The organism is Vibrio sp. Y29_XK_CS5 (genome assembly GCF_024181835.1).
GTDB classification, from domain to species: Bacteria; Pseudomonadota; Gammaproteobacteria; order Enterobacterales; family Vibrionaceae; genus Vibrio; species Vibrio harveyi.
Window position 1 is genome coordinate 2,056,564 of the sequence record NZ_JAMZAM010000001.1, and the last position, 24,853, is coordinate 2,081,416.

A 24,853-nucleotide genomic window follows, 5' to 3' on the forward strand; every position below is an offset into this window, starting at 1 on the left:
CTTAAACTTGCGCTACTATAAATATAGTCACGTCACGACAATAATCGAGGTTAGGATGAAAGGACTCTTACGTACATTAGGCTTTAGTTTTATGGCCTTAAGCTCATACTCTATGGCAAGCGAAGTGAATTATTACGTAATTGCTGAGCAAGCCCGCCCATTTCAAATAGAGCAGCAAGGAGAGCAACACTCTGGAATTGTGACTGATATCGTCAGCGCCATCTTTGCGGAATCCGATTACGAAGTGAAATACCACACCTACCCATTCAAGCGCATGATTTCGGTACTCGAAGCGGGCGGCGAGGAAAACTGGGTTACTTATGGCAGCCCGAATTGGGGGAAAGTGCAATCGGAAAACCTCTCTGAACAGCCTATTTACACTGTAAAACACGTACTCGTGTCCAGCAGCAAAGCGCCATTCAAATTTAGCGATATGCAGCACATGCAAGGTCGTTCTATCGTGCTGCTGCTTGGCTTCGATTATCCTAACCTTAGCCCATTCTTTGAAAACGGCACCGTCAATGAAATGCGCGTCAAAGACTACGACGCTGCTTATCGCGTTCTGCAACGTACTCCTGGTGATACCGCCTTCGTCGAAATGGAATCGCGCGTGGTATACAACATCAAACGCCTAGAGTTGCCAATGGGAGACTTCCAGATCCAATCTTTCAGTTCAATCATCCCTGACTACTCCATTTATTTGGCTTTCTCTCCAGAGATGAATCCAAAAGTACAAAGCTTCATCAATAAACGCTTAGCGGAGCTTAAAAATTCAGGAAAAATCGACGACATCATCAAAAAATACATCTAGTCACTCACGCCTTAGCAATCATAAAAAACCACCAGCTTGGATAAGCTGGCGGTTTTATTTTTATTTCATATCTGCAACTAATCTTGTTCGAGCGCTTAATCTTGTTCAACAAATTTGGGGTCGAACATGTGGCCGAGCTTATTGGCTTTGGTTTGCAGATAATGTTGGTTATGCGGGTTATTGCCCTCTTGCAGTGGCACTCTTTCTATCACGTTGATGTTCACCTTCTTCAGCGCTGCAAGCTTACGTGGATTGTTGGTCATCAAACGTACTTCATCGATTCCAAGATGCTCCAGCATACCTTTGCAAAACGCGTAGTCACGCATATCTGCGGCAAAGCCAAGACGTTCATTGGCTTCGACCGTGTCTGCGCCTTCGTCTTGCAAGTGATACGCACGAATCTTGTTGATTAAGCCAATCCCCCTGCCCTCTTGGCGCAGATAAAGCAAAACACCGCAGCCTTCTTCGACAATGTTTTGCAATGCACGGTTAAGCTGGAAGCCGCAATCACAACGCGTACTGAACAGCGCATCACCAGTTAAGCATTCTGAATGCAGGCGAATCAGCGGCGCTTTACTGTTTGCTGGGTCGCCATACACCAAGGCGAGATGTTCTTTTCCTGTCGCGTTCTCGATAAAACCATGCATGATAAACGTTCCCCATTGAGTTGGCAGTTTGGCTTTATCGACAAAGCGAACCAGACTATATGGCTCTACATGTTTTAGTTCAGCACGTACGTTCATCAGAATCTCCCCTAAATGGTTTTCACCAGAGCCATCACCGCCATCGCCCCAGAAGGCATCTTTGTGCGAATGTTCGGTAAGACAGGCGTTTCCTGTCTGCATCAACTGTTTGGCAAGCTGAGGATTTTGCAAAAACTTCTCACGGACGATAAACGCCATCACAGAAAGTTTGTCGTTATCCCAATCTTCTCGGACTAGGTGCTGATACTTACGGCTTAAAGCAAAGGCTTCGTCGGGGCTTTTCGCTAAGAGGATTTTGTTTTGCAGTTTGAGGTCACTGAATTTTTGAGCTTGATAATAATGTTCGCTGGTGGGCCAAGATTGGGTGGAAACTTTGATTGGAGCTTGGCAAAAGTTGGAGAGAAAACCGTGGGATTCATCGGGCTCATAGAAAAGGATCTGATCAACCATAATCGTACTCCTGACGTTGCTGTTTAATAGTCAACAAAAAGCATATTGCTATTGATATAAGCTTTAGTAACGCAGGGTAAGAAAGTCAAATAATTGGTTGTAAATCAGAAAATGAAAAGGGCAGTCCTTTGACTACCCCATGGTTTTTATACCGCAGTGTGAGAATTAGTGAATTAAGCCAAGTTCCCTTGCTTCTTCGATGCTCAAGCCGCTTTCACGGATTTCTCGAAGTGCTTCAATACGACGTCTTGCTTCGGCAGACTTCACGGTTTTCTCGGGTCTCACAACGGCTTCTTCTTCTGGGAGTTCCCATTTGTGAGCGATGTTGCTCATCTCTTCATGGTCGATAGAATTAATGGACATATTTCCTCCGAACACACCATGTTTTCGATGGGTAATCTATAGCAAACCCCCAATGCAGAGGTAAGAAAAACAGTGGGGAAATGTGACCCCTTTCGACCTTTCATTAACTCTTTAATAGATTCATCATTTAGTTTTTGCAAACCACGTTTTTAGCGTTTAGATTTGAAGAATTCCCCCTACGAAAAGTGAGCTGATCCAGCTCTCATTTTTCCCTCATAAATTCACACTTCCATAACGGAAAAAAATCTTTTTATTACACTCAACTTTCGAGTCACTTCACTGATTAGACGGTTTTATCTTTCGCAAACCTTACACACCTGATAATGATAATAATTATCTTTTGTATTGGTAAGGTGTAATTATGAGTGAACTTAACCTGAACCAGGCATTCCACTCTGATCCTGTTATTCAGATCAGAGACTTATGCGTGGACTACATCACTGATAACGGTGACTTCAATGCTGTTAAATCAGTGAGCTTTGATATTGGCAAGGGCGAAATATTTGGTCTGGCTGGAGAATCTGGCTGTGGCAAAAGTACCATTGCTTTCTCTATCAACCGCCTACACAAGCCGCCCGCGTTTATCTCTGGTGGACAAATTCTATTTGAAGGCAGAGACATCCTTCGCCTACCTGATAATGAACTAAATACGCTACGCTGGAGCGAGATTGCGATGGTGTTCCAAAGTGCCATGAACTCGCTGAATCCGGTACTCACGGTTCAGGAACAATTTGCCGACGTATTACGCCACCACAAAGGGTTAACCAACGAGCAAGCCAAAGACCGCGCAGAGAAGCTTCTCGACTTGGTCAACATTCCGAGAAATCGTCTGGGAGAATACCCACACCAGTTCTCCGGAGGCATGCGTCAGCGTTTAGTGATTGCGATTGCCCTATCCCTCAATCCCAAATTGATCATCATGGATGAGCCAACCACAGCACTTGATGTAGTGGTTCAACGCGAAATCTTGCAGCAAATCTATCAGTTGCGTGACGAATTTGGTTTCTCTGTGCTCTTTATTACCCACGATTTAGCGCTCATGAGCCAATTGTGCGACCGCATTGCCATCATGCGCCACGGCAAGATTGTCGAAGTGAATAGTTCATACGAAATCCGCAATCATCCTCAACATGAATACACCCAAAAGCTATGGGCTTCATTCCCAAATATCCACGATGTACACAAACAACCGCAAACGGAAGGAGCACCAGCATGAGTGAACCGATCATCCAAATGAAAAACGTGATCAAGGAATTCAAAGTCGGTGGTGGTTTTGCCAAAGAAGAAACCTTCCGCGCGCTTCAGGGCGTGAGTTTTGATCTTTATGCAGGAAAGACCCTTGCTCTGGTAGGCGAGTCTGGTTGTGGGAAAAGTACCTGCGCTCGATTAATTACCAAAGTGTATCCAGCCAGTGATGGTGAAATCCTATTTAACGGGAAAAACGTCAACGATATTACCGCTCGTGCTGAGATTCAGGATTATCGCAGCAAGGTCCAAATGGTGTTTCAAGACCCGTTTGGCTCTTTAAACCCAACCCATACTATTCGTCATCACTTAACTCGCCCACTGAAGATTCATAAGCAGGTGAAGAGTGACAAAGAAATCCCAGCCAAGCTACTAGAACTGCTGGATTTGGTCGAGCTGCCAGAGGAAACTCTGAACAAGTTCCCTCATGAACTTAGTGGCGGTCAACGTCAACGCGTCAATCTCGCGCGAGCTCTGGCGGTAGGCTCACAACTTATCCTTGCCGATGAGCCAACATCGATGCTGGATGTGTCGATTCGTTTGGGTGTGCTCAACCTAATGCAGCGCATGAAGAAAGAGCTTGGAATCGGATTTCTGTATATCACTCACGACCTTGCAACCGCACATTACATCGCCGAAGAAACCGCAGTAATGTACAAAGGACAGATCGTAGAGTGGGGAGACACTCAAGCGATCTTAAAGAACCCACAGCATCCGTACACTAAGTTGTTGATCTCAGCGGTGCCAGATCCTGATCTGCCGTTTGGCAACCTAGTGGAAAGTGAACCAAACTATTCAGTAGATGCCGATGAGATCCGTAATCGCAGCAGTGTTATCGTTGAAGAATTCGATCAAATCGGACCAAACCACTTTGTAAAACAATGGACTGAGGCAGCTTAATGAATTTGATGACCTGGCAAGATCATATTTCAGATTGGTACGATAATCGGAAGCATGATCAAGTAGAAAGATTAGAAGCGATCTTATATCAAGCACCTGTTTCTGTATTTGGTCCAGAATTAACGGACGAACAGAGTAAAGCCATCGCTTGTTGGCTAGATGGCTGCCTAAGAGTCTTTCAATACGCTAGGCATCAAGACCATAAAAAAGCGTTTCAAATCCTACAGTACACCAGTGCAAAGCTAGAACACGCGGCTTGCCAACCGATGACCGATCTTCTAATCAAGGATTGGTGCCTCAAACGATTGCAACATTTGACCGTTTTGGCGTTGGAGTTTTGCAATCAACAGCACGATCAAAATGAGTGGCAGCAACAAGCAAGCAGCTTGATCGAGTCACACGTTGCGTTGATGCGATCGTTAAATTGGAATGAAACTAGGAAGCATGATCAAGGATTACGTCATTAATCCGGAAAGATGATCAAGGTTGCTTGTTTGTTCCGAATGGATTTTATGGATACAAAAGACAGGAATTTTAGATAAAAAAAAGCGAGTTTCTTGAGGAGAAACTCGCGAAGTCTATTCAGAATGAATGTAACAATATGAGCCAATCTATTAATCATCAGAAAGGACAAAAGGTTGTCTATTCGGGATAAATCTTAGTCTGCGCTCAGCGTTGCAATGTCAGTGGTTTGTAAGAGTTAAGTCTGATTTCCATCAGTGCAATTCATTGTTACATTCTGAATCAATTACTCATGCTTATCACTCGATAAGTATCCGCTTGGTTGATATCAGATCGCCATCTCATCAAGTGCTCTGAATACCATTTCATCCATATGACCTTCAAAGATCTGACGGCATACCTTACGACGGACAGCTAAGCCCGCAATCAAACGTTCAATGGTGAGATGTTTGACATCATTTTGGCTATTAAACAGTTCGACTGTCTTACTTAGTGTCTCGTATGGAAGCGGTGCATCCCCTACTCTCAAGAAATCAAGCTTCTCAATGAAGTCAGAACACTCTTCTTTGATCGAGGCATACGAATGCCCTGTCATCGCCGATAAAGCCGTTATACTGCGTTCTAGAGCCTCTGGAGAGGTATATTTAGATAGAGTTATGGTTATCTCGTCAGCATTGATCTCTACCAAGTGCTTTTTCTGTTTCACTCGGCGACCTAAATTGCCACGTGGAGACGGGGCTTTACGCTGAATAGGCTCAAATTCGCCGTCTATGATACCTGAGAGCTCATCTAGCTGCTGCCTGGTCACCATCTCATTGCGAAGTGGGTTTGGCAGTGTAGGCGCCATATTGCGCTTTCCTGCGTTGGTTGTACGAGCACGAGAATAACGCAGGACCTCTTCCACATCGCATTTGATGTCGATTTGGTAATCCATCACCTTGTCGTTTTCGATCATCGCTTCGATCGTCAAGTGATACCCCCAAAGATTCACAACAAAATGATCATCGCTCCCAGCCCCTTCCGATAGTCGTTTTAATTCACGGATCAGATCCATGGAGAAACGACGCCACTCAATATTGCGCGCTAATTTCTGGTTCAATTCGCTCAGCAACATGCAGTCCGTATGTCTACGTACCATGCGGCTACGGAAGAATGAATACAGTTGGAACACCAAAGTGTGCTGCTTCAGAATTTCTGGTGGGAACAGGAAGAAATAATCTCGCGTAAGCAGTTCTTCGTAGAAGGATGGCTCCCAAACCAAGATATACAGATTTGGTTTAATACGAATTTCGCCATCAGCGCCTTCTGTTGGAGCCTCCTCCGATGCCGTGATAGTACGCGCTAAGAAACGGAAACGGTCACTCTTGAAGCCTTCAGGCATGTTCTCGCTAAGCCAACGCCCTGTCAGTTCATGCAATTGAAAATCGGTAAACTCGATACGATCGATGCTGTCACGAATGGAATCTCGTGCCGGACCGCTGTCTTTTTTGCCACGTAACGACAGAATATCAGTAATGTACAGAGGAGTTTTGTTTGGAACATGCGCCGCATCCATGTGGTACTGATCTTTGTGATGATCATGGTACTGCACCGTTAGAGTAAACAGAGCAAACAAAGTCATCAGATCATCTACCGTCATGATATTTTTAGACGATCGAGTTTCAATCACAGCTTTTGTGCCAGAGATCGACACCATGGATTTTTGATAACTTTTTCGAGTACGCGGTGGCGCGAGAGCTTGGTCGATGATCCCTGCCCAATTGGTTGGTGAAACAACAAATTGATCCGCTTCATCTTTCATCATCGGCGGAGTATTTAAACCATGTTCGTTCAGTAAACGTTTATTCACTTGAGTTTGTGCTAGCGCTTTAGAACGTTTTTGCTTTTCGTTTTGACGAACTTTTTCAGTTACTAAGCTGGTGGCACCTAAGGCTGAAATAAGTTGATTCGGGTTAACGAACTTATGCAGCATGGTTTTACCTGCGAGACCTTCTTCAAAACGTACTGGTGTTTGAGTAAACAAACCAATGTTAACGGCAGCACGCAGGCGCTGTTGTAATGCAGCTCTGGTCAATTGACCGTCTGTCGCTTCAACAATTTCAGTTGTAGATACCAAACCATCTTTGCTGCTGAACCCTCTTAAAGAGATCAGATTAAGTAACTCCAAGATGCTTTTGGTTACCCCTTTGAAGTGTTGGTATTGCTCTACCCAATCTGCAGAAGATTCGTGTACCTCAAAAAGGTGCCCATCCTTATGGCTTCTTGGCGTTTTAATCAGAATTTTTTCATCAGCCGTCATTTTAGATCCAGATCACACTAGCCGTAGTTTTGCTATGGTTCCGAAGGATAAAGAAAAACAGATCATAAATAAAGAAAAAATCTTGGGTTTTTAAATAACTGATCTTTCTGATTATTCTGATCTTAATTGATTATATGATCTAATGATCTGGAGATTTTTGGCTCTGTAAGTTTTTGTTTTATAATGATATTTAAAAGTTCATTAACGGAACTATGATCATGATTATATCGAAACGATGATCAACATGAGCCGGAAAGCATGATCACAAAACGTCGTAAGCATGATCATTAAGTTTCTGAAAAGATGATCAAAACAGCCTTGAAACGATGATCATGATGTTTGTACAACTTATCCACAGATCCTAGCGGTTCAAATGGAAAACTTTCGGTTTCTGCATATTGAAACATTGTCATTTTACACTCGGATCGATGATCAAGAGAGAGGTTTTTTATCGTTCTGTTCATTGAGTTGGATATTATTTGCGCATGTGATGAAAACTTACTCTACTTTGCTGGTTGTGCCTCTTATTAATGATTAGCGTTAATTAAACGGAAGCATGATCATCAGATGAGTTTCTACATTTTGCATTCGCTTTGTTTTCATCGTTCCGTGATTTTATATTCGTTTTTGCCTCTATCCCCCTGTCTGTCTGCATTCTTCCGTAAATTAGCTTGAGAATTACATGCTTCCGAGTGGTTAATTCACTTGATCATTTTTCCGGTAAATTGATCCGTTTGAAATAACGAGCTGCAATGTAAATGATGCGTTGATTTCCTTGATCATGCTTTCGATTTTGGTGTGAGTACCGGAAGTATGATCAAGAACTCCCCTTGATCATACTTCCGCTTCATTTCACTTAAATATACGTTCTAACGTACTGGATGCATGATCAAGGTGTGGTTTTTTTCCATTTCTTTAAAGAGACACTGAAAATCATCCAACATAAGATTCATCTCACACTATCCGTAATTTAGCGTTGTTTTATAATCGTTCCGAGATTAATGCTATTTACATTGTAAATAAGTGACAGTGTGACATTTTAAATCTAGTCGAATTTGAAGCACTTTATTCGCAGGGTTTTGATTAAATTTTGTGATGTTTTGATGGTGAAATCATAAAACTGGCGTTTGTGAGTGTTTTTTATGTGATGGTTATTCAAAATGCTTGTGCACCTTTTTGTTGTTTTTGTGTTGTAGTGCTGTACAATGAAATGCAGATATCCTTCCAACGGAATTTGGCATGAAAAGAGAAACAACGATTGAAAATCTCCAGGAATTAGCAGAGCTGACGCAACAAGTTCAAGCTGACCGTATTGAGATTGTTTTGGAAGAGCGTAGTGACAACTACTTCCCACCAATGTCTAAGGCAATGATGGAAACCCGCTCTGGTTTAACTCGTCGTAAACTAGACGATGCTATCGGCAAGATGGAAGCGGAAGGTCATCAATTTACAAAGAATAATGCTAACCATTATTCAATCACGCTTGAAGAAGCGCACATGCTAATGGATGCGGCGGAAGTGCCAAAATTCCATGAACGCAAAAAGAATTCTGAAAATAAACCATGGATCATCAACGTACAAAACCAAAAGGGTGGTACGGGTAAATCGATGACCGCGGTTCATTTGGCGGCGTGTCTGGCTCTAAACCTAGATAAACGCTACCGTATTTGTTTGATTGACCTTGACCCTCAAGGCTCTCTGCGTCTGTTTTTGAACCCACAAATTAGCGTGGCAGAACACGACAACATCTATTCTGCTGTCGATATCATGTTGGGTAACGTGCCTGATGGTGTTGAAATCGATCGTGAATTCCTTCACAAGAACGTACTGTTGCCGACGCAATATCCGAACTTGAAGTCGATTTCTGCTTTCCCAGAAGACGCAATGTTCAACGCAGAAGCGTGGCAAACACTCTCTGAAGACCCATCGCTAGATATCGTTCGTCTGCTGAAAGAGCAGTTGATTGACAAGATCGCGAATGACTTCGACGTAATTATGATTGATACCGGTCCACACGTTGACCCGCTAGTATGGAACGCAATGTACGCATCGAACGCGCTATTGATTCCTTGTGCGGCGAAGCGTCTTGACTGGGCTTCGACAGTAAATTTCTTCCAACACCTACCAACGGTTTATGAGATGTTCCCTGAAGATTGGAACGGTCTTGAGTTTGTTCGTCTGATGCCTACTATGTTTGAAGACGACAACAAGAAGCAAGTTTCTGTTCTAACTGAAATGAACTATCTTCTAGGTGACCAAGTTATGATGGCTACCATTCCTCGCAGTCGTGCATTCGAAACCTGTGCTGATACCTACAGCACTGTGTTTGACTTAACCATAGGCGACTTCGAAGGTGGTAAGAAAACACTCGCAACTGCACAAGATGCGGTACACAAGAGTGCATTAGAACTAGAGCGCGTACTGCACTCTAACTGGCCGTCATTGAATCAGGGGTAATGAATAAATGGCATTGAAAACGTCTGAATTAAACGCGAAATTATTTGGTAAAACCAATAAGCGTCGTGTTGCGACACCTCAAGAAGCGCAAACGGCGGCAAAAGACAAAGCACAAACTATCGAACTAGCAGTCGCTGGTGAGAATACTGTGCAATTTGAATTGGTACGAATCCCTGCGGATAAAGTGGCGACAGACACGAGCGTATTTGCAGAAAACGCTCGTGAGCAATCTTTCCTAAACGAACACGCTTTATCGGATGTGTTGGTGACGTTGAAAGAACGTGGTCAACAATATCCAGCAGTTGGTCGTCGCACGCAAGATGGCAAGATTGAAGTATTAGATGGTAGCCGCCGTCGTATGTCTTGTATCTTAGCGGGCAAAGATTTCTTGGTTTACGTTGGTGACGGCATCAACACAGACCACGCGAAATTCCTTTCTGATGTTGCAAACGCGCACAAGCCACTGTCTCTCTACGAGAAAGGTAAAGAGATGCAGGCGAAGTTAGAAAGCGGCGAAGCAGAAGACCAAAAAGCACTGGCAAAAATGTTCCAGTGCAGCGAAGCATTGGTGAGTGGTGCGTTAAAAGCGGCGGCATTACCGTTAGAGCTTCTTCAAGCGTACCCGAATGTTGGCGATTTAGGTCGTCCAACGATAGTGAAGCTGCACAAGCAATTCTCATCACTAACTGGTGAACAGCAACAAAATCTGCTGGATAAATGCCGTACGTCTGAAGGCTACCTGTGGCAACGTAGCACAGCTCAAGGTGTTGCTCGTCTGACAAAAGAAGTGACAGAAAGCATTGAAAGCTGGATTGCAGAATTAGCACCTGCGAAGCCAGCTAAGAAAGCTGAAAAAGTTGATCTTGTTAAAGGGCGTGCAAGCTACAGCCGCAAAGGCAATAACCTTGCTCTTAACTTGAAGAAAGTTGACGACAGCTTGATGGAAGAAATTCTTGCTTTCGTTGAGAGTAAAATGAAGTAAATATATTCTTCTTTGAAACCGCCTTCGGGCGGTTTTTTTATGTCTGAAATTTGGCAAAGTCTCCGTGAATCGAGATGTGATAACATGGCGTCAGTTTAATGCTCGGATATACGTAATGCTCGCTCAATCTGAATTCCTTTCTCAACTTCAAACTCAATCTCATGATGCGTTTCAACGTCGTGGCGTGGCTATCTATGGTGAGCCCGAATGGCAAGATGCGCTAATTGCTGACTTTTACAAACATCAATCGGATCAGACTTGGTTCTGTGTTGGTGATTGGTCCCTTGAAGGGGCTTTTTGTGTGTCTGGCAAACAAGGCAATATGTTGCTTGGTCGTGAGTGCGATGTTTTATTGTTTGATGCGAGAAAAGGCGTCGATGCCAACAGTTTTACCGCTGCTCTTGGGGCTTTAGTTGGCGGTGGATTGCTGCTTGTTATCGCCAATAAACAAGAGCAACCAAGCGAAGCTGATTTGTGGATGCAAATGCATTGGCAAAAACTGACTGTGATAGACCAGAGTCTTCCGTTGCCGACACTATCGAGCGTACAATTTGGCGCGAAGGAAAACCAGTTTGAGCAACAAACTGAAGCGGTAGCATTAGTTGAGAAAGTAGTAACGGGACACCGCAAGCGTCCATTGGTGTTGACTGCTGACCGTGGTCGTGGAAAAACCAGCGCTTTAGGTATCGCTTGTGCACAGCTTCTTAAGCAAAAGACGCTGCGTATCTTAGTTACCGCACCAAGCATTAAAGCTGTTGAACCCATCTATCAGCATGCATTGCGATTACTTTCAACAGCGCAACGAGTTAAGAAAGAACGATTGGAAGTAGGGCAGGGGTACATCCAATTTATTGCCCCAGACGAGCTGCTTTCGTCTATGCCGGAATGTGACTTGTTGTTAGTGGATGAAGCTGCGGCGATCCCTGTACCAATGCTCAAGCAAATTACGGAACATTATCATCGTTTGGTTTTTTCGAGCACGATACATGGTTATGAAGGGTGTGGTCGAGGGTTTACGCTTAAGTTTATTGAGTGGTTGAAAGAACAAAGACCAGGAATGAAAAGCCACCACCTTCAACAGCCTATCCGTTGGAGTACAAATGACAACCTAGAGTCGTGGCTGTATGAGGCGTTTTTGTTGAATGCAGAGCTTGAACCGTTTGAGCGAATAGAGCTTGATGAAATTGCATTGGTCAATCTCCGTAAGTCCGAGCTGATTTCTAATCCTTCCGTATTGAAAACGTGCTTTGCGCTATTGGTCAACGCGCATTATCAAACGGCGCCTAATGATTTACTTCACTTGCTGCAAGATGAAAACAGTCAGGTTTATGTTGCTCAGTACCAAGGTCAAATCGCCGGTGTGATTTTAACCGTGGAAGAAGGCAACTTTGCCGAAAACCTAATTAAAGATATCCAGCTTGGCAAGCGTCGTCCAAAAGGGCATTTAGCTCCCATTACCATTATTAACCAGCTTGGCTACTCAGAAGTTGGCGCGCTTTCTACATTACGTGTGATGCGTATCGCTGTTCATCCAGAGTTGCAAGGGCGAGGAATTGGTCAACATATGTTGTCATTGCTGGAGCAATCTGCGCCATCTCACATTTCCTATTTGTCCACCAGCTTTGGTGCAACGGAAGAACTCATAAAGTTTTGGCAACGCTCGGGCTATGAGTCGATTCGACTTGGAACGATGCGTGACGCTGCGAGTGGCTGCTATTCACTTTTGATGGTTCGCAATTGTAACGCCCAACAGCAGTCTTGGATTGAAGAGTCTAAGGATCTATTTGAAGAATTATTGTCGTTGAGTGCTTCTGCGATTTATCCACGACTTGAGCCGAGTTTAATGCGTACGTTGTTATCCCAACCAATTCAAGCTGTCTCGCTGAATAAGGCGAAGCTCACTTTGGTGGAGTGCTATGCTCAAGGTGGTAATAGCTTTGAATCTGTGTCGACATGGCTTCAACAATGGTTACTTCAATTTGGTTTGGTTGATGTTTCTGATCTGCTGATCAGTAAGTCACTCTTAAACAAAGATTGGAATGAGTGTGCAAAGCAATTTGGATTGGCGGGACGTAAGCAAATCGAAGCTGAGATACGCAAAGAGCTTCAAGCTTTAATCGCTAAATTTACAGTGTAAAACGATACGCGGTTTTGTAATTTACACTGTAAAGTGGAATAGATAGGAATTTAGATAGAGGAGAGAGTTTACACTGTAAATTCTCTCCTTTGTTTTTCAGGCTGGCTAGAACGAAAAATTGATAGGAAGAGTTAGTGTCAAGCGAGCGCCTTTGACACTTGAAGGTGGTTTTACTAACGGTTGCGCTCGTCCTACAAGCTCAATCGCTTCTTTATCTAATGATGCTGTTCCTGAGCTTTTTACGAGTTCTACATCGAGAACATTTCCCTCCCTGTCCATGGTAAAGCGAATCACTGGCATCCCTTTCTTCTTAAGTCGACGTGCTTGCCTTGGATAGCGTTTTTCTCGTTCTAGGTGTGCATGCAGAGCTTGTTGCCAACTTACCTTTGCCGCTCGTCCTGCTTCGGATTGCTGACCCTGCCTTAGTGCGCTGATTTGTTTGGATTCACGTTTCGTCTCCAAGCTAGGTTTTGAACTGGCGGCTTGATTGATTTCAGGTTGTTTTTTCTTTGACTGCTTTTCTGGGGCTGGTTTTGATCTGTTCGGTTTTGGTTTCTCTGTTTTTATTGGCTTTTCAGTGTTTGCAGCAATCGTGCTCGGTTGTTTGGATTTGACTAAAGCTGGAGACTGCTCTTGTTCGGGCTTATGTTTTACGGATTGCTCTTGACGGGCTTGTTGAATTAACTCTTCTTGTTGCACTGTACTTTCAACCGCTTTCACCGTGTTTTTGGGGGCAGCCATTGGTGCTACGATACTCACTGTAATCGGTATCGCTTGTGGCGGAGAGGAAAAGTCATACTCAGGTGTCCACATGTAAGCGATGGCTATTAAGGCGTGAAGAGAGGCGCTCAGTAGTATAGCCGTTAAAACAAAACGTTTTTTCCTATAGCTATAACGAAAAGATGGTCCTGCTAGAGCATTCATTGTGGCGCTCCCGACGCTTGCTCTACACCAACTAATGCAATTTGGTTGTAGCCGCTAGCGACCATTTCATTCATCACTTTCATTAAATCTTGATAACTCAGAGATTTGTCAGCTCGAAGAAATATCCGAGTGTCTGGTTCAACCTTGGCTTGTATTAGGGCTTGCTTCAAATCGGCAAGCGAAGTCTCGTGCTTTTCTCCCACAACTAAGGTTAGGTCTTTTTGAATCGTGAGATAAACTGGTTTATCAGGTTGAGGCTGAGGCTCTGCAGATGACGTCGGCAAATCGACTGCAACGTTGACTGTCGCTAATGGGGCGGCAACCATCACTATGATTAAGAGCACCAACATGACGTCAACCAGAGGTGTCACGTTGATCTCATGATTCTCAACCATATCATCGCTGTCTGAGGCTGGCTTAAATCCCATGGCTTAACCCACCTTCTTTAGCACTGTGTCGTTGTGTTCTTGGTGAGATTGCATTCGCTTTTGATCCAAATCTCGGCTAACCAAGATCATCAATGCTACGGAGACATCGGCGAGTTGCGCTTTGTAGCCAGAAATTTTACGTGTGAAGTAGTTATAGATGACCACTGCTGGAATTGCTGCCACTAAACCAATTGCCGTGGCAAGGAGGGCTTCTGCGATCCCCGGAGCGACCACCACTAGCGTCGTGTTCTGAGATTTTGCGATTCCGATGAAAGCATTCATGATGCCCCAAACTGTGCCGAACAATCCAACGAAAGGACCGACGGAGCCGATGGTTGCGAGGATGCCAGTCAGTGAAGTCATGCTTCTCCCTAATTCAGCTTGCACTCTTTCTAAGCGCAGTTGTACGCGTTCTTTAATGCCATTTTCTGAAGCAGAGCCTAGAGAAGAGAGTTGCAATTCATGCTGCGTTGCTGAAATTAGTGAGGATTCTACGCCTTTAAAAGGCTGAGTGGTCTGTTTGGCATTTGCCAATGACTCTGCATCAACAAGCTCAGTAAGTAGTTTTTGTGTGCGTCGTGTTGCTTTCATCAGTTGTACTTGTTTAAAAAGAAAAACTGCCCAAGTCAAAATGGATGCGGCAAGCAGTGAGAGCATCACTCCCTTTACCACCCAATCAGCAGCGTGGTACATACCCATTGGGGATAAATCGTGGGTGATGAGCGGGTTAGAAGGTGGTGCTATTTGTGTTTCAGTGACTGAGTTATTTATAGAAGTACCAGTTGACTCAGTTGCAGAAGAAGAAAGGGGAAGAAGTGCCAGACTAAAAGATGCCGACACTAGGAGAAAAAAACGCTTATTCATTATCCATTGCTCGTTGTGAAAATGACTGATGGCGCAAATAACCTTTTCGCGCCTGCTCTATCCACTACACCGAATGAAGTAACGAAATCCGTAAAATAAATTTAAATATTTGGGTCAATTTACACTGTAAAGCATGTTTGCCGTGATTTTAGAGTCAAAAACGCTTTTCAAATTTTACGCTCACCTCATTTTGCTGATAGGTGTACAGCCAATCAACGTTGCTGTTTACCCGTTTATGAGTCCACTCTAGAATGGGTGTCAACGTCCAAAAAACCAACTTTGGAGAGGAAAATGTGACAGTATAGTTTTGCTCTGTGTCTCTTCTCTTTGCATCGAGTAGGGCGTTATATCCCTCGTATTGCCTTTCTCGCAGTGATGCAAATAGGTTAGCGTCAAGCCAACCTTCGACGCTTTTCACGACTCCGATTCGACCACCATAGAGCTGGTAAGCATGTACATCTTGATCATTTTGTTTATGCGTCCAGTCTATGCCACCGAATGCGAGCCATTGTTGTGGCAACTGGTGCCAATAGTTGATGCTTGCATTCCATTGCCAATCTGATTGATAGTCGAGCTTTGTTGGACGGTAATCTTGGTATTCGCCTTTTAGTTCCCATCTCAATGCGCTTTTCGAGTCTAAGCTATGGAATCCATTCAACTTTAGACCTGTTGACCAATACAAACTCTTATCCGCGTATGTGCTGTACTCGATCAACGGCGCAACCAAGATACTATGACGCTGGTCTTGAAAGCTGTAACCAAAGCTAACATTCGCTGTTTGCTCGTTGTATTCACTGTGATTGTTGTAACGAGAACCATACGTCAGCGCTTGCAAACTCATACCATGATGACCTTTGAAGCTAATGCGCTTATTCGCACTTGCATTAAAAGTTAACCCTGCTGCTCTCTGTTTTTCCGGTGTTACTCGATCAAATAAACACTTTCCTGTCTCATGACGGACTAAGCAAGTATAGGTTTCTGAGCTGCTATTGAGATTGTCATTGAAAGTTGGACCAAAGCTGATCGCACCTTGCCATGCATCTCTGTGCTCTAGTGCTGATATAAAAGCATCGAGAGTACGTCTGACACCATCAGCCCTTGGGTTATCAGTAGGGAGAGTAGATTTGATTTGTGAGAAAAGGGTGTGTGCGTCTTGGTTTTTCTTACGCTCAAACAAAACGCGAGCAAGCTCTAACTGAGCGGGAAGAAAATTCGGATATAAGGATAAAAGCGATCGGTACTCTGCCTCTGCTTCACTTAAACGACCTAAATAGCGTGATAGACCGCCTTGGGCATAATGGATAAGTAAAGGATCTGTATAGGGTGAAGATTGATACTGGTTCAATAGTACTTCTACTTGTGACCATTGCTTTCCTTTAACTGCTAGGTAAAGCGCTTGCCCTAAGTTGTCGTTGCTTTGATCTGACGAGCTTTGTTCCTGAGCTTGCTTCGACCTCTGTAATTCGAGTTCTTTTTCTTCTTGCAGGAGACGCTTTTCTTTTTCTTGTGCTGATAGCGCATCTCTTTGTTGAATGCGAAGATTCGTATCTTGGTCATTGGCTACAACGGGAAAAGAAAACAACGGCACTAACAGAAATGTCAGAGCGATGGTGTAAGAGGTTCTAACCGCCATAAATATTCCATATAAAAAGAAGCAGCACGGGCTGCTTCTTGGTTATCACTCATTGAATCGAGAGTTATTTTTTCTCGCCGCCAAAAGCAGTGTCTAGATCGCTATTGTTGGTAAAGGTGGCGATACCAGCCAAGCCAGCAGCATTCGCACCAAAGAAGTGACCTTGAGAAGCGCCATTCGTGGTTGTGCCATTCTGTACAGCTTGAGCAGTGCCATTAAATGCTGCGGTTGCTGCATTAATCGTTGCGTCTACACTTACCGTTAGGTTGCTATTGTTGATTGAACCGTCTAGCGTTTTGGCTCCGAAATCAGCGTTAAACGTACCTGAAAGTTTGTTTGCGCCAGAGAACTTGTTAATACCAGTAATGTTGTAGGTCGCCTTGCCGCTGGTTGGTACAGTCGTTCCTGCATCATTACCGACGTAGTAAACGGTACGGTTGTTAAACTCAGAATCTTTCTTACCTTCGTACCATTCTCCAAACCACACATCTTGATTCGCTACTTGGACAAAACTGTAAAAATTGTCTTGAAAATGTTTGCTGCCTGATGTGTGAACACCATTTCGCTCGTCATCAAAAATACCACCAGCTAGACCTTCAAAGTCCACTCGTTTGCCACCTGTTTTACCGATGCCTGCATTGCCTTTAGAGTGAATAAATGGGACCCAAACTTCTGATTCTCCTACTTGGCGAAGCGAATCATCACTGATCGCGCCATCAAATCCTGCATGAACAAGTGGGCTTAGACCAATCATTGCTGCTGCAATCCATGAAAGTTGAAGTGGTTTCATTGTCTCTTCCTTTTGTTGATTGAAATAGTTAAAGAAAGAGACCATGCCAGTGCATCCGGTGCGCGCGACAGATGACTAACGCGGTCTCATTTAGTACACCGAAATAGGAGACAAAACCCGTAAATAAGTTTGTGATTTTTTAAATTGTTGGCGAATAAAAAACAAAACGCCCACAACTGTGGGCGTTTTTGATAGCTGCTTGTGTTTTAACGGCTGGTAAATTCAATCGTTGTGGAAATTCTTTCAACCATACTAAAGTCATTAGGACCGTTAAGACTCCAGCTGAAGCCCATTGAGGCTTTTGCCACTTTGCCGTTGGTCGGTGGACTTTGTAGTTGGAAGGTTAAGCTGTCACCAGCGGGGATAACAATAATGACATCGTTATCTTGAAGGTCTTTACTAAAGTAGCTTTGAGAACCAACTAATATCCTTGGTGTTACATCGTTGTTGCTACTACTAAGCGTATACTTTCCGAGAGTAATGGTGACTGGCTTTCCTACTGCTTCAAAAGTATAGCTATCGAGAGTGTAATAGTTAGGAATAGGACCCGTATCGGATGTTTTATCGATGACGTCATTTTGCTTGTGAGGCAGTCGCAAAGGAGTAGTATCTGAGTCGCGTGTGAGTTTGGTGTGCGGTTGGGATTCAGAAATCGCTCTTACTCTAACTCCCACAGAATGGCTATCTGAAAACTCGCCATCATTTACGGTTAAACTGACGACGTAATCCCCGGGGATATCTGGCGAAAATGAAGTTAGCACAGCATAAGGATCATCGATGACGGCGGATGAGCCGTTTGGTTTTTTAGTGAAGTGCCATTCATAAGTGAGTACATCGCCGTTGGCATCACCACTGGGTGTGCCATTCAATGGGACACTCATGTTATCAAGAACCCAAAACATTGAACCATCTACCTCCGCATGTGGAGGGACATTTTTATAAAAAAAGGAAGCGGTGGTCGTAGCGGAAGCTTCAGAAAAGCCATCGAATGCAGTCACTTTAACCACATAATTGCCCTCCGTATCAGCCTTGATTGAGTTGAAATCATATACAGTCGATTTCGCTATAGAGTAATTGCTGCCTTGTGGGTGGGACAACACTTCCCATGTAAACGACAATTTATCGCCATCAATATCTTGAGGTCTTGTGTTTAGGTTAATTTGCTGAGTTAGGTTACCGGTGTACTTATCTTTGGTAAATTTAATCGTTGGTGGTGTATTTTCGTCTTCCCTGATGACTTCTATCTTTACTTGGTTAGGGCGGCTGTCTGTTTTGCCATCGTTAACCACCAATTCTACAAGGTAAGTGCCCAATAAGTCTGGTTCAAAGCGCGGAGTTCTGGATTCTGGATTAATGAGCTCCGCCTTACTCTTGAAGGGTTTCGATACCATTTTCCAAGAGAAGGCTATTGAGTCTTGATCGTAGTCGACGCTACCCGTGCCATCGAGATGCACCACTTTTTCACTCAGCTTTACATGTTGATTGATCCCAGCTATCGCAATAGGGGGGTGATTGTTAGGCGTTTGGGGTTCAGAGGCATCATTCCCACCGCCACCATTACAACCATTAAGAAGTAATAATAGCAATGGTGTGAGAGTATATTTCGAGCTTAGACTCATCTTAGTTCATCCTAATTGATTAGAAGCGCGGTCCATAACGCGGCGCGGTAAAAGAAAGGCTTTATCTGATACACCGAATGAGATTTGAATATCCGTAAAAAAGCGCGGAGAGACCGCGCTTTTTTATGTGTCATTGTTGTGCAGGACGATCAGTTTGTTTGGAAGTTGTAGCCAACACCGCCATAAAAGTTTGTTTGATCTTTGATCATTAGACCGTAAGTCATCATGACACTACTTCCTTGTGTTGGTGCTGACCAAAACTTAACAACAATCTCATCACCGACAGGTAGCACGCTGCCATCTTCAATGCCGCTTAATTTCAAGTCGTGATCGGGATTGGTTGCGTTCATTGCAAAGACCTGCTGAACTTCATAATCTTGTCCAACTGCTTCAAGAGTTAGTGACCCTAGGAGTACGTATTTGGGCGCTTCACCCTTGAGGTCTTTATTCAGAGTAATAATCGGTATTTCGAGAGGCCATTGTTTTTTCTCACCGTTGAAGTGCAATACGAGGTCGCTTGTTCCTGCTTTCGATGCCGTTACTCGAACAAAATCTTTTTCACTGCTTAGAGCACCATCACTTACGGTTAGAGCAAGCGCATAATCACCCTCGACATCGGGGGTGAATGTTGGTTTTGCTGACGTAGCATCCGACAATTCTGCAGTACTTGCCGAAGGCTTGGACACAAATTCCCACTGGTACGTGATACCTGAATCATTGCCATCAATGCTTGCGCTAGCGTCTAAGGTTGCGGTTCCACCCAATTCGAATGTGGTATCTCGTCCTGCCATGGCAACCGGTGCTACGTTATCGGCAGAGTAGTTGATGGTGATCTCTTTAGTTGTCTCTTCTTTACCGTCTGAGACGGTTAGAGTTAGTTTGTATTCACCCGCAACGTTTGCTTTTAGCGTTGCTTGTTTGGTGCTTGCGTTGCTCAACGACATCGTGGTGTTTTTTGGTGCTGAGTTGAGAGCCCATTGGTAGCTGAGCATATCATTATCAGCGTCGTAAGCTTTCGCGTCTAATTTCAGGGTTTGATCAAGCGCTGCCGTGTAGGTTTCTGATGCATAAATAACGGGCGCCACGTTGGTATTTACTTCTGTTGCGGTGATAGTCAGCGATTGTGCGCTACTGTCTTTTTTGCCATCGTTGGTTACCAACTGAACGGTGTAGTCTCCTGCCACGTCTGGTGTGAAGTATGGAGAGACTGCATTAACGTTATTTAACTTGACGTTACTGCCTTGTGGTTTTTTGCTGATAGACCAAGTGTACGTTGCGATACTGGCATCTACACCGTAGCTACCCAGTCCATCTACACGAATTCTGTTTCCGACTTTTGCTGTTTCGTAACCAGAGACAACGGATACAGGCGCTTTATGTGAATCTGCAGTGTTTGAGTCTGAACCACCACAAGCGATAAGCGAAGGAATGGTGATAGCAAGAAGCGTCCATTTCATGTTGGGTTTCATTAAATCATCCTAAATATACGGTTCTATAGGCTTGGTGGTGTTTGGGACACCAAGCCTATATTGGGCTTTATGAAGTTTCATCCACTACACCGAATAGCAATTGGAAATCCGTAAAAATAAAATGAAAAAAGAAAACGCCTCGGGTGAGGCGTTTTCTTTTTAAGGGGCGTTCATAAGGTTTAGAAGCGTCCGTTTAACTTGAGTCCTATCGTTCTTCCTGGTGCAGGCATCCCAGATACCGATCCAGCTTCAAGATAATAAACATCGGTGATGTTGCTTCCGATAAGCTCTGCAGATAGGTGTTCGTTAAATGCATATTTAATGTAAGCATCAAATGTTGTTACATCGGTTCGTTTAATTTGTTCATCTTCGTGACTGCCAGAAACATAGTTGGTGCGTAACCCGCTTTCTAATGCTTGATTAAAGAACCTTGCTCCGACTAATAAGCTACCCGAATACTCTGGTGCTGCTTGTGCTGCCAGATAGCTTGCTGCTGTGAAGCCACCGCGAACACACGTTTCTGTTGATGGTGTGGTTTTATCGACAAGAGCTGGGACGAAGCCTTGAGCTGCAGAGTTTTTGTCACACACCTCATTGCGGAAGTTATAAGCCAATGATGCATCGGCAAAGTACAGTTGGTTATCGAACATACCGTTGATTTCAATACCACTGGTGCGTTGGCTATCCAGATTGGCAAATGAAAAACTGGATCGATCGCGATCCATTACATCATCAATCGTTTGATCAAAGTAAGTGAGCTTTGCACTTGCGTTCTCAAAGTAGTGAATGTACGCGACCTCGAAGAGTTTCGCTCGCTCTGGTTCAAGGGGTACTGATGCTGATGGGTTACCAGAAAATCCACTGGTACTCTCAAATAAGCTTGGGAATCGCAGTGTCTCTGCATATCGAGCATACGCACGGCTGTTTTCGTTGATTAGCCATGTTGTGGTAAGAGATGGCATCCAACCACTGCCGCTGTTCTTGTAGCTGAGGTTACGGTTGTCCTTGCCATCAATTTGTCCTTTGGTTTTACAGCTGCCTTCAACAAAGTTGTCTTTCTTTTGGGCAATCAAACAAGGGTTGTTAGCAAGATCCAGTTCGTTTTTACTGTTGGTTCGCCATTCAACTAGGTGATCCTCAACGAAACTGGTTTTGTTTTTGGCTTCCGTTGTTTTCTCTTCTACCTTTGCAGTTAACAGTGAATCAAAGTTGTTGATCTCATTTTGACGCAGTTTTAACTCTTCACGGTAAGTATCCGCTTGGGTGGGATCGGTGGTGATCAAATGTTGCAAGCGATTGATTTCTCGGTTTATGTTCTTTTTTGTGAACGTTGCACGAACTTCATGCTCAGCATTCGCGACGTTTTGTGCGATTTCTTCTGGGGCGTAAGTTTCAATGGTTTGAAATGCGAGACGATAACCATCTTTCTTGTATTCTTTAAGACCAACATCGTTGCTATTACCCGTTTTGATGCGATTCTCGATGTAAAAGTCGGTGGCTTCATAACTGATATAGCGCACGCCTGCGTTGATAATAAAGGCATCTAGTGGACGCCATTCGATGACCGCGGCTCCGTTATATTCTTCTCTTTCTCCCGAGCGCACAGGACCACCGTAGAAATCAATGAGGTATTCCAAACCTTCTTTTGGGGTCAATTCATGCTTCATGTAGCTGCCGGAAACCGTGACATCCAAGTTATCGAGCAATAGCATTTTGTTCTTAAAATCAAAGCCAAAACGGTTTTCATCACGATTGACGGTCGAGGTGTTGATGATGATATCTGGTGTCTCGCTACGAAAGTTCACAAAATTGGGAAAGCCATAGCCAGTATTGCTTCTGGAATCCGTTAACGTTGTCCATAGGTTAGTACTGAGGTCAATGTAGCGGCTTTCTGGGTTTGCTCGAAACTTGATGCTGTAAGCTTGCATCTTGGCATTCGCTAGCGGCCATTGAGGCAGACCGTCACTGTTTCGATAATCTGAACGACTCGCGAGGATTTCCCCGTGAGTGCTCTCTGTGTAGCGCGCGTTCAGTTGTAACTTATAGTAATCGCTAAAATTAATGGTTGTTTTTAATAGGAACGATTCCATCTCAGAGGATGTATTTGGTACTTCGTGCCCAGGGATATGGCTCAATGCAATGTGTTCCGGGTTCAAATATGGGTTTCTGCCCGCAACGATCTCGCTACCGCTACCATCTCTTGATTTGGAGTAGAAACCCGTTTTATTTGTGCCTGAGTAGTAGTTACCACGATTACGATATGCATACGCGCCAAGCCATTCAATTTTTGGTTTTACGCCCGCAATAGCTAATCGATAAGCTGTATCCTCACCGTTTAGCGGATTGTCATCTTTATCATCTCTAGTTTGAAAGCGTACTTCTGGGTCGTCATATAATGGTACGCCGCCTAACTCATTGTATACTGGGACATCTTGCCACCGTTTACCTGTATGCAAGCGAGCTTTGTTGGGCTTTACTGAGTTGCTGCTGCTTTCCGCCACGAACTCCATACCGAAATTATCACCCTCAGGCACAATGTCTTGTGGCTCCAATGTCGTGACTTGTACTGCGCCCCCTACAGAGGTATTCACGTCCGAACTGATCTGTGCGCCTTTGTAAACTTTCAGACCACCAATCAAGTTTGGATCAATGTAGTTTCGGTTTGAAGCGCCTCGGTAACCGTTATAAACGGAAATGCCTTGTTCTGTGCCATCTATGACGACAGGGACTCGTCCAAAACCTTGTACACCACGAACATTAGGATCAATGCTTCCACCGCCATTACGAGCCTCACCACTAAAGGTATTTGCCATTCCGGTAAACAGATCGGCAGCGCTTGCGCCTTTGAAGCGTTCTATTTCTTCTTTGCCCATGTAGGCACTGGCAACATCGGCGTCATAGATCGCCATCTCACCATCACTATCGCGATAATAAGCATCTTCAAAACTCGTTCTTACCTGAATTGCGTCGAGTGTCATTTCAGAGGAAGGAGAAAGTTGATAAACACCATCAGCCTGCTTCTCGGCATTCAATCCCGTGTTTGCCAGCAGCAATGTCAATGCTTGTTCGGGGTCATAGTTACCTGTTAATCCAGGACTTTGCAGGTTTTCTGAAAGTGAAGCATTGAGATAAAACTCAACACCAGACTCTACCGCAAACTGGTTTAATACATGGTCAAGATTACCTGGTGGAATATCGTACTGTACTGACTGTTCTGCCCATGCGGCAAAAGGAGTGATGAGAGAGGCTAATCCTAGATTGGCTTGAATCATTATCGCCAATATCTGGCGTCGTTGAGGGAGCGGCACCTTGCTTTCCTTAATCGGTCTACTAACTGCTCTTTACACCGAATGAGATGTCTAAATCCGTAATTTTTTTTATGGTTTTGCTTTCACACTGACCCACATTGGTGTCCGATAACGGATTTCGATTGGTAATATTTGGCTGATGTTAAAAAGCGTTTTGTCGACGTTTTTTGTCGAGAATACCCCGGTGAGCTTCAAAGAGGACAACTGTGGATCGACTGAGAGAATACCGCGACGGTATCGACTTAGTTCCGTAATAAACTCTGTGAGTGGCACCCCTTGTGCCATGATTTTTTGTTCTAACCATAGGGCGTCGTCACTGAGATTCTTTTGTATGTTCGAGGTTTCACGTTGCGTAAAGTGGGCGTTTTCACCAGCAAGCAAGTGCTGTGCTCCCATACCAAGTAAAGGGTAGAGTGCTACTTCGCCCTCATAAACGGAAACTAGCGTATCGTCGTCTCGTTTTTGTACGGTGAAACGGGTGCCTATTGGTACGACTCGACCTTGCGGAGTAGTGACATGGAAAGGGGTGAGATGGTGAGAACTGGTGACCATAATCTCACCTTCAAGCAGGTGTAAACGTCGTTCTTGCTGGTTAAAGTCGACAAATACGCGGGTGGCGGTGTTCATTGCCATTTGAGTGCCATCAGAAAGCAATATGTCTTTCACCTCACCCGTCGCTGTAGTGTACTCCGCACCATTGGGAAGAGAGGTATGAGTAGACATCATCAAACTTAACGTGCCAAGAGAAAGGCCACCAAGCATCAAGACTTGTCGGCGGTTCAAACCACGCTGTTTTGGAGCAAGCACTTTGCGGCTGATCGGGGAGTTTGGAATACCAGTAAACTTTCTTTGCAGCTCTTCTAACTGCTGCCACGCATAAGTGTTATCAGGGTGGGCGCTTCTCCAGCTATCAAAGGCATCTCTGTCTTGTTGTGTTACGTCATCGGCCCACAAGCGCGCCATCCACAGAGAGGCTTGCTCGATGGATTCACGAGAAACTTGCTCCAT

19 protein-coding genes are annotated in these 24,853 nt (G+C 44.3%); 7 read left to right on the forward strand and 12 right to left on the reverse strand.

Annotated elements, in window-relative coordinates; all coding sequences use genetic code 11:
- The first annotated feature begins 55 nt into the window (after positions 1-55).
- Positions 56-811 carry an ABC transporter substrate-binding protein gene (locus tag NL647_RS09245; RefSeq protein ID WP_017189801.1) on the forward strand — a complete coding sequence of 252 codons (756 nt, stop codon included), beginning with the start codon at positions 56-58 and terminating at the stop codon, positions 809-811.
- A 95-nt stretch (positions 812-906) separates the two neighbouring features.
- Here the strand turns inward: NL647_RS09245 and ribA are convergent, their stop codons facing one another.
- Positions 907-1,965, reverse strand: a complete 1,059-nt coding sequence (gene ribA, locus NL647_RS09250) for a GTP cyclohydrolase II (RefSeq protein ID WP_253650042.1) — start codon at positions 1,963-1,965, stop codon at positions 907-909.
- 165 nt (positions 1,966-2,130) lie between these two features.
- Positions 2,131-2,328, reverse strand: a complete 198-nt coding sequence (locus NL647_RS09255) for a PA3496 family putative envelope integrity protein (RefSeq protein ID WP_005448843.1) — start codon at positions 2,326-2,328, stop codon at positions 2,131-2,133.
- Positions 2,329-2,689: 361 nt separating this feature from the next.
- Between NL647_RS09255 and NL647_RS09260 the strand changes: the two genes are divergently transcribed.
- Genes NL647_RS09260 through NL647_RS09270 form a run of 3 tightly spaced genes read left to right on the forward strand, consistent with a single transcriptional unit; the run spans position 2,690 to position 4,940 of the window.
- On the forward strand, positions 2,690-3,544 hold the full coding sequence (locus NL647_RS09260; RefSeq protein WP_050908194.1) for an ABC transporter ATP-binding protein: 855 nt from the start codon (positions 2,690-2,692) through the stop codon (positions 3,542-3,544).
- On the forward strand, positions 3,541-4,473 hold the full coding sequence (locus NL647_RS09265; protein WP_029790507.1) for an ATP-binding cassette domain-containing protein: 933 nt from the start codon (positions 3,541-3,543) through the stop codon (positions 4,471-4,473). The genes NL647_RS09260 and NL647_RS09265 overlap by 4 nt, the downstream gene beginning before the upstream one ends.
- Positions 4,473-4,940 (forward strand): hypothetical protein, encoded by a 468-nt coding sequence (locus tag NL647_RS09270; protein ID WP_005448840.1) that lies wholly within the window; start codon positions 4,473-4,475, stop codon positions 4,938-4,940. Before NL647_RS09265 ends, NL647_RS09270 begins: the two co-directional genes overlap by 1 nt.
- Before the next feature lie 323 nt (positions 4,941-5,263).
- On the opposite strand, the gene NL647_RS09275 is transcribed toward NL647_RS09270, so the two are convergent.
- Positions 5,264-7,234: a replication initiator protein RctB domain-containing protein gene (locus NL647_RS09275; RefSeq protein ID WP_253650043.1), complete on the reverse strand. Its 1,971-nt coding sequence runs from the start codon at positions 7,232-7,234 to the stop codon at positions 5,264-5,266.
- A 1,239-nt stretch (positions 7,235-8,473) separates the two neighbouring features.
- Between NL647_RS09275 and NL647_RS09280 the strand changes: the two genes are divergently transcribed.
- The 3 genes from NL647_RS09280 (at position 8,474) to NL647_RS09290 (ending at position 12,810) form a co-directional block, all read left to right on the forward strand.
- Positions 8,474-9,691, forward strand: coding sequence for an AAA family ATPase (locus NL647_RS09280; protein ID WP_005448834.1), 1,218 nt, complete (start codon positions 8,474-8,476; stop codon positions 9,689-9,691).
- A gap of 7 nt (positions 9,692-9,698) precedes the next feature.
- Complete coding sequence (locus NL647_RS09285; protein WP_029790505.1) at positions 9,699-10,673, forward strand: ParB/RepB/Spo0J family partition protein; 975 nt, start codon at positions 9,699-9,701, stop codon at positions 10,671-10,673.
- Positions 10,674-10,788: 115 nt separating this feature from the next.
- On the forward strand, positions 10,789-12,810 hold the full coding sequence (locus tag NL647_RS09290) for a GNAT family N-acetyltransferase (RefSeq protein ID WP_253650044.1): 2,022 nt from the start codon (positions 10,789-10,791) through the stop codon (positions 12,808-12,810).
- A 105-nt stretch (positions 12,811-12,915) separates the two neighbouring features.
- Here the strand turns inward: NL647_RS09290 and NL647_RS09295 are convergent, their stop codons facing one another.
- The 9 genes from NL647_RS09295 to NL647_RS09335 form a co-directional block, all read right to left on the reverse strand.
- On the reverse strand, positions 12,916-13,734 hold the full coding sequence (locus NL647_RS09295) for an energy transducer TonB (RefSeq protein WP_253650045.1): 819 nt from the start codon (positions 13,732-13,734) through the stop codon (positions 12,916-12,918).
- Positions 13,731-14,162, reverse strand: a complete 432-nt coding sequence (exbD, locus tag NL647_RS09300) for a TonB system transport protein ExbD (protein ID WP_005448827.1) — start codon at positions 14,160-14,162, stop codon at positions 13,731-13,733. The genes NL647_RS09295 and exbD overlap by 4 nt, the downstream gene beginning before the upstream one ends.
- A 3-nt stretch (positions 14,163-14,165) precedes the next feature.
- The gene (gene exbB / locus NL647_RS09305) at positions 14,166-15,026 is read right to left on the reverse strand and encodes a tonB-system energizer ExbB (RefSeq protein ID WP_253650046.1); all 861 of its coding nucleotides are present in this window, start codon (positions 15,024-15,026) and stop codon (positions 14,166-14,168) included.
- A gap of 154 nt (positions 15,027-15,180) precedes the next feature.
- Positions 15,181-16,659, reverse strand: a complete 1,479-nt coding sequence (locus NL647_RS09310; protein WP_253650047.1) for a surface lipoprotein assembly modifier — start codon at positions 16,657-16,659, stop codon at positions 15,181-15,183.
- Between the two features lie 64 nt (positions 16,660-16,723).
- Positions 16,724-17,449, reverse strand: coding sequence for a Slam-dependent surface lipoprotein (locus tag NL647_RS09315; protein WP_005450033.1), 726 nt, complete (start codon positions 17,447-17,449; stop codon positions 16,724-16,726).
- Between the two features lie 206 nt (positions 17,450-17,655).
- The gene (locus tag NL647_RS09320) at positions 17,656-19,068 is read right to left on the reverse strand and encodes a PKD domain-containing protein (RefSeq protein ID WP_253650048.1); all 1,413 of its coding nucleotides are present in this window, start codon (positions 19,066-19,068) and stop codon (positions 17,656-17,658) included.
- Positions 19,069-19,217: 149 nt separating this feature from the next.
- Positions 19,218-20,537, reverse strand: a complete 1,320-nt coding sequence (locus tag NL647_RS09325; protein WP_252045501.1) for a PKD domain-containing protein — start codon at positions 20,535-20,537, stop codon at positions 19,218-19,220.
- A 179-nt stretch (positions 20,538-20,716) separates the two neighbouring features.
- Positions 20,717-23,809: a TonB-dependent receptor gene (locus tag NL647_RS09330; RefSeq protein ID WP_110414904.1), complete on the reverse strand. Its 3,093-nt coding sequence runs from the start codon at positions 23,807-23,809 to the stop codon at positions 20,717-20,719.
- A gap of 105 nt (positions 23,810-23,914) precedes the next feature.
- The gene (locus NL647_RS09335; RefSeq protein ID WP_253650049.1) at positions 23,915-24,853 is read right to left on the reverse strand and encodes a FecR domain-containing protein; all 939 of its coding nucleotides are present in this window, start codon (positions 24,851-24,853) and stop codon (positions 23,915-23,917) included.

What these genes read in the sequence shown, in the direction of transcription:
- NL647_RS09280 (WP_005448834.1), top strand. Translation starts at nt 8,474, where the DNA reads ATGAAAAGAGAAACAACGATTGAAAATCTCCAGGAATTAGCAGAGCTG.
- ribA (WP_253650042.1), bottom strand. Translation starts at nt 1,965, where the DNA reads ATGGTTGATCAGATCCTTTTCTATGAGCCCGATGAATCCCACGGTTTT.
- NL647_RS09295 (WP_253650045.1), bottom strand. Translation starts at nt 13,734, where the DNA reads ATGAATGCTCTAGCAGGACCATCTTTTCGTTATAGCTATAGGAAAAAA.
- NL647_RS09335 (WP_253650049.1), bottom strand. Translation starts at nt 24,853, where the DNA reads ATGGAGCAAGTTTCTCGTGAATCCATCGAGCAAGCCTCTCTGTGGATG.
- NL647_RS09315 (WP_005450033.1), bottom strand. Translation starts at nt 17,449, where the DNA reads ATGAAACCACTTCAACTTTCATGGATTGCAGCAGCAATGATTGGTCTA.
- NL647_RS09325 (WP_252045501.1), bottom strand. Translation starts at nt 20,537, where the DNA reads ATGAAACCCAACATGAAATGGACGCTTCTTGCTATCACCATTCCTTCG.
- NL647_RS09260 (WP_050908194.1), top strand. Translation starts at nt 2,690, where the DNA reads ATGAGTGAACTTAACCTGAACCAGGCATTCCACTCTGATCCTGTTATT.
- NL647_RS09290 (WP_253650044.1), top strand. Translation starts at nt 10,789, where the DNA reads ATGCTCGCTCAATCTGAATTCCTTTCTCAACTTCAAACTCAATCTCAT.
- NL647_RS09330 (WP_110414904.1), bottom strand. Translation starts at nt 23,809, where the DNA reads ATGATTCAAGCCAATCTAGGATTAGCCTCTCTCATCACTCCTTTTGCC.
- NL647_RS09265 (WP_029790507.1), top strand. Translation starts at nt 3,541, where the DNA reads ATGAGTGAACCGATCATCCAAATGAAAAACGTGATCAAGGAATTCAAA.
- NL647_RS09310 (WP_253650047.1), bottom strand. Translation starts at nt 16,659, where the DNA reads ATGGCGGTTAGAACCTCTTACACCATCGCTCTGACATTTCTGTTAGTG.
- exbD (WP_005448827.1), bottom strand. Translation starts at nt 14,162, where the DNA reads ATGGGATTTAAGCCAGCCTCAGACAGCGATGATATGGTTGAGAATCAT.
- NL647_RS09255 (WP_005448843.1), bottom strand. Translation starts at nt 2,328, where the DNA reads ATGTCCATTAATTCTATCGACCATGAAGAGATGAGCAACATCGCTCAC.
- NL647_RS09270 (WP_005448840.1), top strand. Translation starts at nt 4,473, where the DNA reads ATGAATTTGATGACCTGGCAAGATCATATTTCAGATTGGTACGATAAT.
- NL647_RS09245 (WP_017189801.1), top strand. Translation starts at nt 56, where the DNA reads ATGAAAGGACTCTTACGTACATTAGGCTTTAGTTTTATGGCCTTAAGC.
- NL647_RS09275 (WP_253650043.1), bottom strand. Translation starts at nt 7,234, where the DNA reads ATGACGGCTGATGAAAAAATTCTGATTAAAACGCCAAGAAGCCATAAG.
- NL647_RS09320 (WP_253650048.1), bottom strand. Translation starts at nt 19,068, where the DNA reads ATGAGTCTAAGCTCGAAATATACTCTCACACCATTGCTATTATTACTT.
- exbB (WP_253650046.1), bottom strand. Translation starts at nt 15,026, where the DNA reads ATGAATAAGCGTTTTTTTCTCCTAGTGTCGGCATCTTTTAGTCTGGCA.
- NL647_RS09285 (WP_029790505.1), top strand. Translation starts at nt 9,699, where the DNA reads ATGGCATTGAAAACGTCTGAATTAAACGCGAAATTATTTGGTAAAACC.